This is a genomic window from Rhizobium sp. SL42 (assembly GCF_021729845.1).
GTDB lineage: Bacteria > Pseudomonadota > Alphaproteobacteria > Rhizobiales > Rhizobiaceae > Allorhizobium.
Genome location: NZ_CP063397.1, coordinates 4,049,175 through 4,063,937, shown reverse-complemented (window position 1 = coordinate 4,063,937; position 14,763 = coordinate 4,049,175). Strand labels below are relative to the sequence as shown.

The 14,763-nt window shown below is 60.2% G+C and carries 14 protein-coding genes and 1 riboswitch; of the genes, 9 read left to right on the top strand and 5 right to left on the bottom strand.

Going from position 1 to position 14,763, the window contains the following annotated elements:
- The first annotated feature begins 347 nt into the window (after nt 1-347).
- The gene (locus IM739_RS19170; RefSeq protein WP_237369247.1) at nt 348-971 is read left to right on the top strand and encodes a pyridoxamine 5'-phosphate oxidase family protein; all 624 of its coding nucleotides are present in this window, start codon (nt 348-350) and stop codon (nt 969-971) included.
- A gap of 119 nt (nt 972-1,090) precedes the next feature.
- Here the strand turns inward: IM739_RS19170 and IM739_RS19165 are convergent, their stop codons facing one another.
- From IM739_RS19165 to thiC, 5 genes are read right to left on the bottom strand one after another with little or no spacing between them, the layout of a single operon-like run.
- Nucleotides 1,091-1,720 carry a thiamine phosphate synthase gene (locus IM739_RS19165; RefSeq protein WP_237369246.1) on the bottom strand — a complete coding sequence of 210 codons (630 nt, stop codon included), beginning with the start codon at nt 1,718-1,720 and terminating at the stop codon, nt 1,091-1,093.
- Complete coding sequence (locus IM739_RS19160) at nt 1,717-2,493, bottom strand: thiazole synthase (protein WP_237369245.1); 777 nt, start codon at nt 2,491-2,493, stop codon at nt 1,717-1,719. The genes IM739_RS19165 and IM739_RS19160 overlap by 4 nt, the downstream gene beginning before the upstream one ends.
- Nucleotide 2,494: 1 nt before the next feature.
- Entirely contained in the window at nt 2,495-2,692 is a 198-nt protein-coding gene (gene thiS / locus IM739_RS19155; RefSeq protein WP_237369244.1) for a sulfur carrier protein ThiS, read from the bottom strand.
- Complete coding sequence (gene thiO / locus IM739_RS19150; RefSeq protein ID WP_237369243.1) at nt 2,689-3,711, bottom strand: glycine oxidase ThiO; 1,023 nt, start codon at nt 3,709-3,711, stop codon at nt 2,689-2,691. Before thiO ends, thiS begins: the two co-directional genes overlap by 4 nt.
- A gap of 1 nt (nt 3,712) precedes the next feature.
- Complete coding sequence (gene thiC / locus IM739_RS19145; RefSeq protein ID WP_237369242.1) at nt 3,713-5,545, bottom strand: phosphomethylpyrimidine synthase ThiC; 1,833 nt, start codon at nt 5,543-5,545, stop codon at nt 3,713-3,715.
- Nucleotides 5,546-5,639: 94 nt separating this feature from the next.
- Nucleotides 5,640-5,763, bottom strand: a riboswitch (TPP riboswitch).
- Between the two features lie 141 nt (nt 5,764-5,904).
- Here thiC and IM739_RS19140 point away from each other — a divergent pair.
- The 8 genes from IM739_RS19140 to IM739_RS19105 all read left to right on the top strand — a co-directional run bounded on the left by IM739_RS19140 (nt 5,905) and on the right by IM739_RS19105 (nt 14,653).
- Nucleotides 5,905-7,053 carry an HPP family protein gene (locus tag IM739_RS19140; protein ID WP_237369241.1) on the top strand — a complete coding sequence of 383 codons (1,149 nt, stop codon included), beginning with the start codon at nt 5,905-5,907 and terminating at the stop codon, nt 7,051-7,053.
- Between the two features lie 82 nt (nt 7,054-7,135).
- Entirely contained in the window at nt 7,136-7,921 is a 786-nt protein-coding gene (locus IM739_RS19135) for a FadR/GntR family transcriptional regulator (protein WP_442981071.1), read from the top strand.
- 36 nt (nt 7,922-7,957) lie between these two features.
- Entirely contained in the window at nt 7,958-8,932 is a 975-nt protein-coding gene (locus tag IM739_RS19130; protein WP_237369239.1) for a sialic acid TRAP transporter substrate-binding protein SiaP, read from the top strand.
- Between the two features lie 61 nt (nt 8,933-8,993).
- Nucleotides 8,994-9,566 (top strand): TRAP transporter small permease, encoded by a 573-nt coding sequence (locus IM739_RS19125; RefSeq protein WP_237369238.1) that lies wholly within the window; start codon nt 8,994-8,996, stop codon nt 9,564-9,566.
- A 3-nt stretch (nt 9,567-9,569) separates the two neighbouring features.
- Nucleotides 9,570-10,976 (top strand): TRAP transporter large permease, encoded by a 1,407-nt coding sequence (locus tag IM739_RS19120; RefSeq protein WP_237369237.1) that lies wholly within the window; start codon nt 9,570-9,572, stop codon nt 10,974-10,976.
- 13 nt (nt 10,977-10,989) lie between these two features.
- Complete coding sequence (locus IM739_RS19115; RefSeq protein WP_237371121.1) at nt 10,990-12,033, top strand: L-idonate 5-dehydrogenase; 1,044 nt, start codon at nt 10,990-10,992, stop codon at nt 12,031-12,033.
- Between the two features lie 11 nt (nt 12,034-12,044).
- Complete coding sequence (uxuA, locus tag IM739_RS19110; protein WP_237369236.1) at nt 12,045-13,241, top strand: mannonate dehydratase; 1,197 nt, start codon at nt 12,045-12,047, stop codon at nt 13,239-13,241.
- Nucleotides 13,238-14,653: a mannitol dehydrogenase family protein gene (locus IM739_RS19105; protein ID WP_442981154.1), complete on the top strand. Its 1,416-nt coding sequence runs from the start codon at nt 13,238-13,240 to the stop codon at nt 14,651-14,653. The genes uxuA and IM739_RS19105 overlap by 4 nt, the downstream gene beginning before the upstream one ends.
- Nucleotides 14,654-14,763 lie beyond the last annotated feature (110 nt).

The window sequence follows — 14,763 nt, the reverse complement described above, 5'->3', positions numbered from 1 at the left end:
AAAAATCAAACAAATCAATAACCGCCTCCGTAAAACCGGGGCGGTTTTTTGCGTTCCCGAGCCGGGGAAAACCTAACCTCCAAGCCGCTCAAGATAGCCATGGCGCTTCTTCGCACATGGTTGCGCTGCAGCGCCAATCGCCCAGAAATGTCTAGAGGCGCACCCTTGCTTCCAAGCATTGATTGGCGCGCCTATGCGGTTGTGGGTGAAAATTAACTGCTGGCGTAGAGGGCTAGCTTGACCCGTTTCCCGCCGGATGTAACTACGGCATGGCCGCGGGAGTTTGCAGCATGATATGAACCTGCAGTCGGCAGAACAGTTGCCTCACCGGTGTAAGGAGATAATCCATGCCATACCATTTTCTGGACTTGGCCGTAACATCGAGCGTTCGGGCAGCACAGGCCGAAATGGGCGCTGACCACATCTGGCTGGGAAATCACGATCGGCCTTCCGATCGCTTCACGGAAAACGAGGTCGCTTTTATCGAGCAGCGTGACAGCTTCTACATCGCTTCCGTTTCCGAAACGGGCTGGCCCTATGTGCAACACCGTGGCGGGGCGCGGGGCTTCCTCAAGGTGATTGATGATCAGACCCTGGCCTTTGCGGATTATCGCGGCAACCGCCAATATATCAGCACCGGCAACTTTCAGGACAATGATCGCGCCTGCCTGTTCCTGATGGACTATCCGCATCGGGCGCGTCTCAAGATGTATGGGCATGTCGAAAGACTTGCGGTCGATGCAGACCAGGCGCTGACTGATCGCGTCCTGGACACCGGCTACAAGGCGAAAGTCGAGCGGATCTTCAAAATTCGTCTCGAGGCCTATGACTGGAACTGCCCGCAGCATATCACGCCCCGCTATACGCAGGAGGAGGTCGAGCAGGCCGTAGAGCCACTCCGGGAAAGGTTGACCCAATTGGAGGCGGAGAATGCGCGCTTGCGTTCACGGCTGGCGGCCTCCGGAAATTGACGGCGGCCCGCTGACCGCGCTTGGCGCCAGCGTATGCCACAGCGTCGGCTTAGGCAATGTTTAGCGTCCGGGTACCATTGACACTTCAGTCTGTCTCGATCGGATGTGACTGATCAGCTTCAGTCAGGAACCTGTCCCGGTCGGTGGCGAATGGCGGAGGTTTGCTCGATCCATCGTCTCGTTTGACCTTCCGGATCCCGATGGCGCGTGATGTCGGAAACGACGGCCGCGCTGTCTGCCCCGCTCGCAAACACGCCTTCAAGCCGATCGACACGCAAGCCACCAATGGCGACAAGCGGTAGATTGCCGATCCTCGCTTTCCACCGGCCGAGTTTTTCTGGGCCTTGCGGTTGCCAGTTCATCTGTTTCAGTGTTGTCGGGTAAATCGGCCCGAGAGCGACATAGTCCGGGGAAACGGCAAGCGCTGTTTCTAGTTCCGCTTCGTTGTGGGTAGAGATGCCGATTCTCAGATTGGCCGTGCGGATCGCGTGGATGTCGGCCGCGGCCAGATCCTCCTGGCCGAGATGGATGAAGTCGCCCCCTTCCTCTATGGCGGTCTGCCAGAAATCATTGATGATCAGTTGGCAGTCGTGCCGGGCGCAGATTTGCCTGGCGCGGCGGACATGGGCGCGCACTGTCGACGGCTCGACATTTTTCATGCGCAACTGCACGAGTTTCACGCCGCAGGGCACAAGCCTTTCGATCCAGTCGGCGGTGTCGACAATCAGGTAGAACGGGTCAAGTGTCATGCGAAAACGCCTTTCCCGATTGTGGGCGTGGAGGGAACGGCCATGGTGCGCGGTTCCAGCATGCCTGCCTGATATGCCCGTTGTCCGGCAAGAATGGCGTCAGTAAAAGCCTGTGCCATCATCGGCGGATCAAGGGCGCCGGCGACCGCTGTGTTCAGAAGAACGGCGTCATAACCCAGTTCCATCACGGCTGTCGCATGCGAGGGCCTGCCGATTCCGGCGTCGACAATCAGCGGGATCTCGGGAAACGCTTCCCGCATCGCCCGCAGTCCGCCCAGGTTCTGCGGCCCCATGGCGCTGCCGATCGGGGCGCACCATGGCATCAGGACCCTGCAGCCTGCCGCTAGCAGCTTTTCCCCGACAACCAGATCGTCGGTCGTGTAGGGAAAGACATGGAAGCCTTCCTCGTTCAGGATGCGTGCGGCCTCAACCAAGCCAAAGACATCGGGTTGCAGCGTGTCCTGACGACCGATGACCTCGAGCTTTATCCAATTGGTGGCAAAGACTTCCCGCGCCATCCTGGCCGTGAGCACGGCTTCGGATACACTGTGGCAGCCTGCGGTGTTCGGCAGGACATGCACTCCGAGATCCTTGACGAGTTGGAAAAATGCGCCGCCCGCCTTGCCGCCGGCGGTTTCGCGACGAAGTGATACCGTGACGATCTCTGTGCTGGAGCGGCGGATTGCCTCGGCAAGAATGGCTGGTGACGGATAGCGCGCCGTGCCGAGCAGCAGACGCGAGGAAACCTCGATCTCGTAGAGCAACAAGCCCATGTCATCCTCCCTGCATCGGCGAGAGGATCTCGATCCGGTCGCCCTGGTTCAACTGGTATCGTGGCCGATCCTCGCGATGGACCAGGTCACCATTGACTGCGGTTGCCAGCCAGTCACCCTCGTATTCAAGTGCGGTCAATAGTTCGGCAAGTGTCGCCGCCGCGCAGTCCTGCGGCTCGCCATTGATGGTCAGCTTCATGCGATTTTCCTTTCCACGCTGGTGTGGCGGCGTTCAAGCCGATCCGCGACCTCTTGTGCCATGGCGGGTGCCAGCAGAAAGCCGTGACGATACATGCCGGCAACGGCCAGTCCCTCCGGTGTTTCGACAACACGGGGGATGTTGTCGGCAAAGGCGGGACGGATGCCGGTGCCTGTTTCGGTGACGCGCGCCTCACCGAATGCGGGGTGCACGGCGTAAGCCATGTTGAGCAGTTCCATCAGCGATCGGACGGCTATCGGGCCGTTGTCTTCGGCCTCGATCATCGTTGCGCCAAGCATGAACAGGCCGTCGCCGCGTGGCACGACGTAGAGAGGATGGCGCGGATGAAGCAGGCGCACCGGCCTCGCCAAGGTGATATCACCCGTTTGCAGATAGAGCATCTCGCCGCGCACACCGCGAAGGCCGTGGACGGTTCCGATTGCCGCTGCGCCGGTGCAGTCGACAATGCAGTTGACGGCTTGGCCGGTGGTGCCATCGCGGCTGTGATCGCGGGCGGGCGGGGGCATCGCTTCATTACAGGCGAGGCGGAACACGGTGCCACGTTTTTCCAGGCTCTCATACAGGCGCTGCATCACCTGGCGCGGGTCCAGATGAGCCTCTTCGGCAAAGAACAATCCCTTGTGAAATCGTCCGGCCAGGTCGGGCTCCAGAGCGGCGATGGCTTCCGCATCCACCCATTCATAACCCTGCGTGCGTGCTGCAAAGCGGCCGAGTTCTGCGCTGTCCCTTGACTGGGCAAGGACGAGTGTACCCTTGCCGATCACGTCTGCGGGCATGGTCTTTTGCCACCAATCCAGCCCCTGAAGCCCCAACTGCAACACCTGTTCCGGTGCTGCTTCGCGCTCGCAATAGGGCGCAAGCATGCCGCCTGCATAGCGGGATGCGCCATGGCCGACACTGGTGGCGCGTTCGTGAACTTCGACCGAAAAGCCACGGTTCACCAGTTCATGGGCGGTGACGAGACCGGCAATGCCGGCCCCTCTTATGACAACCGTCATTTCACTCTCCCGCCTCTGGCTGTGCCGTATCGTCCAGCGGCATGTAGAGCTGGCCACCCTGTCGAAACTTCTCCGCCATCGCGGCCAGGCCTTCCTTCTGCGCTTCCGCGCGGATGTCATGCGAGATCCGCATCGAGCAAAATTTCGGGCCGCACATCGAGCAGAAATGCGCAACCTTGTGGGCCTCCTTCGGAAGCGTCTCGTCGTGGAAGGCGCGGGCGGTATCGGGATCGAGCGACAGGTTGAACTGATCCTCCCAGCGGAACTCGAAGCGTGCGCGCGACAATGCATCGTCGCGAACCTGCGCTGCCGGATGGCCCTTGGCCAGATCGGCGGCATGGGCGGCGATCTTGTAGGTGATGACGCCGACTTTCACATCGTTGCGGTCGGGCAGGCCGAGATGTTCCTTTGGCGTGACATAGCAGAGCATGGCGGTTCCGAACCAGCCGATCATGGCGGCACCAATGCCCGACGTGATGTGGTCGTAGCCGGGGGCGATATCGGTGGTCAGCGGCCCGAGGGTATAGAAGGGGGCTTCGCCACAGACCTTCAACTGCTTGTCCATGTTTTCCTTGATCTTATGCATCGGCACATGACCGGGACCCTCGATCATGACCTGGCAATCCTTGGCCCAAGCGATCTGGGTCAGTTCCCCCAGGGTCTCCAGTTCGGCAAACTGGGCGGCGTCATTGGCGTCGGCGATCGAACCGGGGCGAAGCCCGTCGCCCAGCGAGAACGACACGTCGTAGGTCCGGCAGATGTCGCAGATCTCCTCGAAATGCTCATAGAGGAAACTCTCGCGGTGATGATGCAGGCACCACTTGGCCATGATCGAGCCGCCGCGGCTGACGATGCCGGTGACGCGATTGACGGTCAGCGGAATGTAAGCGAGCCGGACGCCGGCATGGATGGTGAAATAGTCGACGCCCTGTTCAGCCTGTTCGATCAGCGTGTCGCGATAGACCTCCCAGGTCAGGTCCTCTGCTATGCCGCCGACCTTTTCCAGCGCCTGGTACAGCGGCACCGTGCCGATCGGCACCGGTGAATTGCGGATGATCCAGTCGCGGATGTGGTGAATGTTGCGGCCGGTGGACAGGTCCATGACGGTGTCGGCACCCCAGCGGATCGCCCATACCATCTTTTCAACCTCCTCTGCCATCGACGAGGTGACGGCGGAATTGCCGATATTGGCATTGATCTTGACGAGGAAATTGCGGCCGATGATCATCGGCTCGAGTTCAGGATGGTTGATGTTGGCTGGAATGATTGCGCGGCCGGCGGCGACTTCCATGCGGACAAATTCCGGCGTGACATAGTCCGGGATATGCGCACCGAAACTCTCGCCGTCGCGCTTCATCGTCTCCCTGGCCGCCTTGCGGCCGAGATTTTCGCGAATTGCGATGAATTCCATTTCTGCCGTGACGATCCCGGCTCTTGCATAGGCGAGTTGTGTGACGGCCTTGCCGCCCTTAGCGCGCAGTGGAGAGTGACGCCTGGGAAATTCGGGCGTCAGCCGGTCGCCGGAGACGAAGCCGTTGTCTTCCGGCTTGATATGGCGACCGGGATAGACCTCGACATCGGAGCGATCCGTGATCCAGGTTGCGCGATTGCGGGTCAATCCTGCATCAATCGCGATCGTCGTCGCCTGATCGGTGTAGGGACCGGAGCTGTCATAGAGGTTGACGGGCGGCTCGCCGGAGGTTGGATGAAGGGCGATCTGGCGCATCGGGACGCGAATGTCCGCGTGCAGTTGGCCTTGCAGATGGATTTTTGTCGAGGCCGGAAGTGGTCCGGTGGTGACTTCGGGTTTGGCAAAATTTTGGGCAATGTTCATCGTGAGGCTCCAAGTTTGATGTTGGAGACCCAGTCATGTCAGCCGGAAAGATGGATAGACGCCTGCCATAGGCCCACCTAGATGGACTCGTGGCATTGCAGCGCTCGCACCGTCCCTACGCCAGTATGAACTGGATCAGGTTCAACGGGTCACTGCGCTGCTTTCGAAAAAGCCCAGCAGACTCTCAGCCCCTTGGCGGGACCCCCCTGGTGAATGCGGCAAGGTTACGAAGATAAGGCTTGCCGCGTCAAGTGGCGATCTGAAGCGCGCTGTTGACATCGTCATGCCTTTGGCGGTGACGGCGGAGCCTTGCATGTGCTAAGCGCGCTGCGGTTCCTCTCGTTTGTGCCGGACAGGTCATGACGCAACAGCATCCCTGGTTTTTCCGATTGATTCCCGAAGCAGCGACAGTCAGCTACCGGGAGCGGGGGCGGGCAGTTGCGGGTGCCTTGATCGGGATCCTGGCGACTGGTCTTGTTGGCCATTTCTTCGCCAAGGAAAGTCCAGGTCTGCCCGCTTTGATCGCGCCGATGGGGGCCTCTGCGGTGCTATTGTTCGCTGTACCCTCCAGTCCCTTGGCCCAGCCCTGGTCGATCATGGGCGGCAATATCGTGTCCGCGCTCATCGGGGTTACGGTCGCCAAGCTGGTGGCGGATCCCTTTCTTGCCTCGGCCTTGGCTGTCGGCGTGGCGATTGCCGCGATGATGGCACTGCGCTGCCTGCATCCGCCGAGCGGTGCCATAGCCCTGACGGCGGTCCTCGGTGGCCCGCTCGTGCAAAGCTTGGGCTATGATTTCGTCGTCTGGCCGGTCGCCGGAAACTCGTTGCTCCTGCTGCTATTGGCGCTCGCTTTCAACAATCTGACCGGCCGCCGCTATCCGCATATGCCGAAACCGGCAGCTTCCGAACACGGTACGTCCGATCCATCGCCGGTCGAGCGCATCGGCTTTACCCGCGCGGATCTCGACGAGGTGCTGCTGGAATACGACGAATTTCTCGATATCGACCGGGACGATCTCGAAAATATCCTGCGGCGCACGGAACTTCGTTCCTACCAGCGGCGCAGCGGCGATACCGTCTGTGCCCAGATCATGTCGCGCGACGTTGTTGCCGTTGCGCCAGACGCTTCATTGCAGGAGGCCTTGACGCTGTTGCGACGTCATCACATCAAGGCGTTGCCGGTGACAGACGACAATGCCCGGGTCATCGGTATCGTCACGCAGACGGATCTGCTGGACAAGGCCGAGTGGAACAAAGGTCGGCCGGTCATCGGCTTTCGCCGGCGATTGCAGCTCGCGCTTTCCGGTGCTTCTGCTCCGAACGGCACCGTGCGCGATATCATGACGACACCGGTCCGTACGGTACTGCCCCAGTCTCCGGTTTCGGCGGCGATTGTCACGTTCGCCGAGGAAGGACTGCACTATCTCCCGGTGATCAACGGTGGGAACCGGCTGGTCGGCATAATCTCGCAGACAGATGTTCTGGTCGCCATGCTGGCCGACAAATAAGCCTTGGCTGATTTGCGCTGAGAATAAATTGGAACGCGATTGACAGAACTCGGATCAAAGGTATACGACTGTCTGAATTGGTATGACCACTTGGCCACCTGTCCAGAAGGCGCATCAAACGATGATTTTTTCTGCCGTGGAATCGCGCCGCCTGTATCGGCAGGTGGCGGACCAGATGCGGGGCCTGATCGAGAGCGGTGAGCTGGCGGCGGGTTCGAGACTGCCTGCGGAGCGAGAGTTGGCACAGATGCTGGGCGTTTCGCGTCCGACGGTGCGCGAAGCCCTGATCGTCCTGGAGGTCGAGGGTTTCATCGATATCCGCATGGGTTCGGGCATCTACGTGACAGCACGCAAGGTGCCCGCCAGCGACATGCCGCCTGAGGATTTCGAAGGCCCGTTCGAATTGCTGCGTGCGCGGGCGGTCGTCGAATGTGCGGTTGCTGAGGAAGCTGCAAGGCTCGCAAAGCCCGAGCACATCCTGATTCTAGACGACAATCTTGCCCGGATGGCGGCGGCTCTTGATGATCGTCGCCAGGCGCTGGCGCTCGATCGCGACTTCCATGTCATCGTATCCGGCATCATCGCCAACCAGACGCTGAACCGCTTCGTCGGCAGTATCCACGACATGCGCATGACGCCGTATTTCGAGAAGCTCGCCAGCTATTTCGAAAACAAGGATACCTGGAGGGCGGCGATGGAGGAGCATCGCGCGATCCGGGACGCGATTGCAGCGGGTGATCCGGCCGCAGCCCGGGCCGCAATGCGGGCCCATCTTGATCAATCACAGCTTCGCCTGTCGGAAAGTTTCGAGGAGGAAACGACCGACGGTTCGATACCGGCCGCATGGAGGCGTGCCGGCGGCGTCTAGCCGATCCACTGACTTTCAACCTGGGAGGAGAATGAAATGAAGTTCAGACTGAAAATGCTTTTGGGCGCGACCGCCGCCGTTCTGGCCACGGCATTCACCGCGCATGCCGAAACCGTGCTGAAGTGGGCGCATGTCTACGAGACATCGGAACCGTTCCACAGCGAATCCGTCTGGGCGGCCGAGGAAATCGGCAAGCGCACCGAAGGGCGCTACAAAATCGATGTCTTCCCCGCGTCGCAGCTTGGCAAGGAAGCCGATCTGAACCAGGGCCTCAAGCTCGGCACGGTCGACATCATCATTTCCGGTTCGAGCTTTGCGGCGCGCGAATATGCGCCGATCGGCGTGACCTACTACCCCTACACGTTCCGCGATCCGGCTCACCTGATCGCCTATACCAAGAGTGACGTTTTCAAGCGTCTTGCCCAGGGTTATGAGGAGGCATCCGGCAATCACATTGTCGCCGTTACCTATTACGGAACACGGCACACCACTTCGAACAAGCCGATTGCCAAATGCGCAGATATGGCCGGACTGAAGATCCGCGTGCCGGACGTCCCGGCCTATCTCGCCATGCCGCGCTCCTGCGGAGCAAACACCACGCCGATCGCGTTTGCCGAGGTCTATCTTGCCCTGCAGAACGGCACGGTCGAAGCGCAGGAAAACCCGCTGACCACGATCGAAGCGAAGAAGTTCTACGAAGTTCAGAAGCACATCGTGCTCACCGGCCACATCGTGGATCATCTCAATACGCTGATTTCGAAGAGCCTCTGGGCGCAGCTGTCGGATGCCGACAAGCAGATCTTCACAGAGGTGATGCAGCAGGCGGCCGAGCGGAGCACCAATATCATTGCCGAACGTGAAAAGGCTTTGGTGGCGACGTTCAAGGAGCGCGGAATCGATGTTGCCGAAGTCGACAAGACCGACTTCGAAAAGACCGTGATGGAAAAAGCGGCCATGGAAGACTTCGGCTATGTCAAGGCCGACTGGGAGGCGATCCGCGCCGTCAAGTGATCCGTGTGCCGGCTCTCCGACGGGAGAGCCGGCATCCCTTCCCCTTTCGCGGATGTCTGCCATGTCAAAAGAAATCCATACGCCGATCACAGCGGAGGAACTTGCTCATTCCTTCGATGAAGCTGCACCCGATATCGATATCTCGCACTATGCGATCGAAGACTGGGTCACGCTTGCAATTTTCTGGCTCATGGCGGGTTGTGTCTTCCTGCAATTCTTCACCCGCTACATACTCAACAATTCCTACGCCTGGACAGAAGAGATCGCCATCAATTGCCTGATCGCCGTGGTCTTTCTCGGCGCGGTGATGTGTGTGCGCGTGTCGCGCCATATCCAGGTGGATGTGCTCTATCACTATGTTCCGGCAAAGGTGGCGCGTGTCCTTGCGATCTTTGTCGATCTCGTGCGGGTCGGCTTCCTTGCCTATGCCTGCTGGCTGATGTGGCGCTACGTGTCGATTGTCGCCGACGAGCGCATGGTCACCGTCGATCTGCCACGCAGCATCGTCTTCTACAGCGTGATGGCCGGCTTTGTGCTGATGCTGTTCCGCTCCATTCAGGTATTCATCGCCAATCAGCGGCGCGGCTATTCCGTGCTCGAGCGGCCGGAAGAATTTCAGAAGATCGAGGATTGATCCATGCTTCTGCTCGTCGGTTCCTTTCTTGTCCTGATGGTCGTCGGGGTGCCCGTTTCCATCTCCATGGCTGTCGCATCCGTCCTCTATCTCGTCTTTTACAATGTCGCGCCCGATATCATCGCCGCGCAGCGGATGATTGCCGGTGTCGAGAGCTTTCCGCTGCTTGCTGTTCCGTTCTTCATTCTCGCCGGGAACCTGATGAATTCCGCCGGCGTCACCGGCCGTATCTATTCCTTCGCGGTCGCGCTGGTCGGCTGGATGAAGGGCGGGCTGGCGCAGGTCAACATCATCGGTTCAGTCATCTTTTCCGGCATGTCGGGTACGGCTCTCGCCGATGCGGCGGGCATTGGCACGATCGAGATCAAGGCGATGAAGGACCATGGCTATCCGGTCGAAGTCGCCGTCGGCGTGACGGCAGCGTCCGCCACCCTGGGGCCGATCTTTCCGCCCTCGCTGCCGTTTGTGATCTACGGCATGATGGCGAATGTCTCCATCGGCGCCTTGTTCATGGCCGGCATCATTCCGGGTGTCGTCATGACGCTTCTGATGATGATCACGGTGGCAATCTTTGCCTATCGGCGCGGATGGGGTGCTGACACGCCTTTCGAGATCAAGCGGCTGTTGTCGGCGTCGATCGAGGTGATGGTAGTGCTGGCGGTGCCATTGTCGATCTACGCACTTATGCTGGCTGGCCTGTCGATCAACATGGCGGTGGCTGTTGCACTCGTGTTGTTGCTGGCAGCAGACTGGTATTTCGATTTTTCGGCCGTCATGGCGCTGATGACGCCGGTCATCCTGATCGGTGGCATGACCATGGGGTGGTTCACGCCGACGGAGGCGGCGGTCGCGGCGGTTCTGTGGTCGCTGTTCCTTGGCCTGGTGCGCTACCGGACAATGACGCTTAAGTCACTGTCGCGTGCGACCTTCGACACGATCGAGACAACCGCATCGGTCCTGTTCATCGTCACGGCCGCATCGATCTTCGCCTGGCTTTTGACGGTCAGTCAGGCCGCACAGATGTTGTCCGGTGCAATGTTGTCGATCACCGACAACAAGTGGGTGTTTCTTATCCTGGTCAACCTGCTCATGCTGTTCGTCGGCTGCTTCCTGGATACGATCGCGGCGATCACAATCCTGGTGCCGATACTGCTGCCAATCGTATTGCAGTTCGACATCGATCCGGTGCATTTCGGTCTGATCATGACGCTCAACCTGATGATCGGGCTGTTGCATCCACCGCTCGGCATGGTGCTCTTCGTGTTGTCGCGCGTTGCCAAGCTTTCCGTCGAGCGGACCACAATGGCAATCCTGCCCTGGCTCGTGCCGCTGTTCATTGCTCTCATCCTGATCACCTTTGTTCCGGCCGTCACGCTCTGGCTGCCGACAGAGCTCGGTTTGATCCGCTGAGGGAGATGGAATGATGCAAACGCGCCTTGCCCGGCTTTATGGCCAACGTGATCTCAAGGTTGAAACGGCTGATGTTGGCGAGCCGGGCGAGGGAGACGTCCTGATCAAGATGTCGGCCGGCGGCATCTGTGGCTCGGATCTCCATTACTATCAAGATGGAGGCTTTGGTCCGGTGCGTGTCCGTGAGCCGATCATTCCCGGCCATGAAGCGTCGGGCCATGTTGCCGCCCTGGGCCGCGGCGTCTCAGGATTGGCAATCGGCGATCTGGTCGCGGTCAATCCCAGCCAGCCTTGCGGCCACTGCCGGTTTTGCCGCGAGGCGATACCGATCCATTGCCTCAACATGCAGTTCATGGGCAGCGCGATGCGCCTGCCGCATGCGCAGGGCATGTTTCGCGACTGGATGATTGTTCCGTCGCTCCAGTGCTTCCCGGCAGGCTCCCTGGTCACAGCCGGAGAAGCCGCCTGCGCCGAGCCGCTTGCAGTTTGTCTGCATGCGGTGGCGCAGGCTGGCAATCTCTCGGGTCGCACGGTCCTCGTTACCGGGGCCGGCCCGATCGGCGCGCTGGTCGTGGCCGCTGCGCGTCATGCCGGCGCGGCCGACGTTGTGGTTACCGATCTTGCCGATGCCGCGCTCGAAAGGGCAAGGGCAATGGGGGCCACCAGAACGATCAATGTTCGTCACGATTCAGGCGCGCTTGCTCCGTTCGAGGCGGATAAGGGGCAATTCGATGTGGTCTTCGAATGCTCTGCTTCGGAGGCGGCGCTCAGAACAGCAATCGCGACGGTGCGGCCGCGCGGCCTGATCGTGCAGGTCGGCGTGACGGGCGATATCACGCTTCCGCTCAATGCGTTGGTCGGCAAGGAATTGCGTCTCGTCGGTTCGCAGCGTTTCGATGCGGAATTCGGCAAGGCCGTCCACCTGATTGCCGACCGGAGCATCGACGTTCGGCCGATCATTTCGCACAGCTTTCCGATCGATCAAGCGGTCGCGGCCTTCGAGCAGGCGGGCGACCGATCGGCGGCCTGCAAGGTGCAACTCAGTTTTCTTCGCTGAAGGGGTTATTCATGCGACATACATGGCGTTGGTTCGGTCCTGTCGACCGGGTGAGTGTGCAGGATGCGGCCCAAGCTGGTGCGCTTGGTATCGTCAGCGCTCTGCATCACATTCCGACAGGGGAGGTCTGGCCGGTCGAGGAGATCGCCAAGCGGAAGGGTGAAATTGCGGCAGGCGGGCTTCAATGGGATGTCGTCGAAAGCATCCCTGTGTCCGAAAGCATCAAGACCCAGACCGGGCCTTGGCGCGAGCATATCGGCCATTGGCAGGAGACCCTTCGGCGCGTGTCAGCCGCGGGTATCAAGACTGTCTGCTACAATTTCATGCCGGTGCTGGACTGGACCCGCACGGACCTGAGATGGAAGGCTCGGCACGGCGCCAGAGCTATGCGCTTCGACCGTATTGATTTCGTCGCCTTCGATATCCATCTGCTGGAGCGGCCGGCGGCACCGGCCGAGTATGACCCGGAAACCCGGGAACAGGCCTTGCAACGTTTCCGAGGGATGACCGACGAGCGCAAGCTCGGCCTTTCCCGCAATATCGGGGCGGGGCTTCCCGGTTCTGCTGACGGCTACAGTCTGCCGCAGCTGCGTGCGCATCTTGAGACCTATGCCGGCATTGATCGTGAAAGGCTGAAGCGGCACCTTGTCGATTTTCTTTCTGAGGTCACGCCCGTTGCCGAAGAGGTTGGGATCAATATCTGCGCCCATCCGGACGATCCGCCATGGGCGCTGCTTGGCCTGCCGCGTGTTTTGTCGAATGCCGACGACTATGCCCATATGCTGAATGCGGTCGACCGCCCCGCCAATGGCATGACTTTCTGCACCGGGTCTCTTGGAGCCCTTGGTTCGAATGACCTGCCAGCCATGGTGCGCCAGTTTGCACCCCGTATCCATTTCGTCCACCTGCGCAATGTCCGACGCGAGGAGGATCGCACGCCATGTTCGTTCTACGAGGATGAACATCTCGAAGGCGACACCGATATGGTCGCGGTCATTGCCGAACTTGTTGCGGAAGAAAAGCGACGGAAGGCCGAGGGTCGCCCGGATCACCAGATCCCGATGCGCCCCGACCATGGACAGGAAATCCTCGATGACCTGACGCGTGGCGCCCAGCCCGGCTATCCGGCAATCGGGCGCCTCAAAGGTCTCGCCGAACTGCGCGGCATCGAGCGGACTTTGTCACATCTCACTTACGGACTGTCCTGATCATGCTCCTGTCTTCTTCCTCCCAATTGAATGACGGGGTACTCATGCCGCGCTATGATCGCTCCAGGCTCAAGCCCGGCATCGTTCATATCGGCTTTGGCGCCTTTCATCGCGCACACCAGGCGGTCTACACGGACACCGCGCTTGCGGCGTCCTTCGGCGACTGGGGCATTGTCGGCGTGAGCCTGCGCTCGTCTGAGCCGATCCGTGATTTGACAGCACAGGATCATCTGTTTTCCGTGATTGCATGCGATGCATCGGGGGCAGAGCCTCGTGTCGTCGGCTCAGTCGTGGGGGGTATTTCGGCCGCGAACGACCGCGACGGCCTGCTGGTGTTATTGGCCGATCCGGCAATCCGCATCGTTTCGCTGACGGTCACGGAAAAGGCTTATGGTTTCGATCCCGCATCGGGAGGACTTGATCGTCGCCATCCAGCCGTTGCTGCCGATCTTGTGACGCCCGCTGCGCCGATTGGTGTGATCGGCATGCTGGTCGAAGGGCTTGCGCGGCGCAAGCGGGCGGGCGTGTCGCCCTTCACTGTGTTGTGTTGCGACAACCTGCCGACCAATGGTCGGGTGGTCGAGCGTCTCGTATTGGAAATGGCGCAGGCGCGCGATCCGGCGCTTGCCAGCTGGATTGCGGCGGAAGGTGCGTTTCCATGCACGATGGTGGACCGCATCGTTCCTGCTGCAACGAATGAGACGCGTCGCCGTGCGGCCGATCTCCTCGGTGTTGAAGACAAGCTGGCGCTGGACACCGAGCCCTTCATGCAATGGGTGATCGAGGATCGCTTCGTTTCCGGTCGACCGGAATGGGACCGTGCCGGCGCTCTGTTCGTTGCCGATGTCGAGCCATACGAGAAGATGAAGCTCCGGATGCTGAACGGGCCGCATTCGATGATTGCCTATCTCGGCCAGCTCAAGGGTCTTGAGTATGTCAAGGATGTCATGGCAGTGCCGACATATGCCGATCGCGTGCGCCGGCATATGTCGGCTGCAGCTCTGACGCTGGACCCCGTGCCGGGCATCGATCTCGGACAGTATCAGCAGCAACTGATCGAGCGCTTTTGCAACCCGACAATCGCTCATCGCACGAAACAGATTGCAATGGACGGAAGCCAGAAGCTGCCGCAGCGTATTTTTGCAGCGGCAGTCGATGACCTGGCTGCAGGGCGTAATGCGGCCGTCTTTGCCGAAGCAACGGCGTTCTGGATTGCCTATGTCATGCAGAACCCGCAGATCGAGGATCCGCGGGCCTTGGAGTTGCGCCAAGCCTCTGCGGCCGTGGATCCTGCCGATCCGTCCGCCAGCTTCTTTGCTCTCCCCGGTTTGTTTCCTCCGCGACTGGCCGCAGATCGCGATTGGCGTGACCTTGTCAATGCCGCGCTAGATCTGGAGTTGCGGCCAGCTTAGAGGTGCCGGATTGCCCTTGGCGGGGCTATTCGGTGCGGGCATTAATGGCTTATCAATGGATTTATCATTTACTAATCCTAATAGACCGATTCGTTTTGCGGTTTCGAACG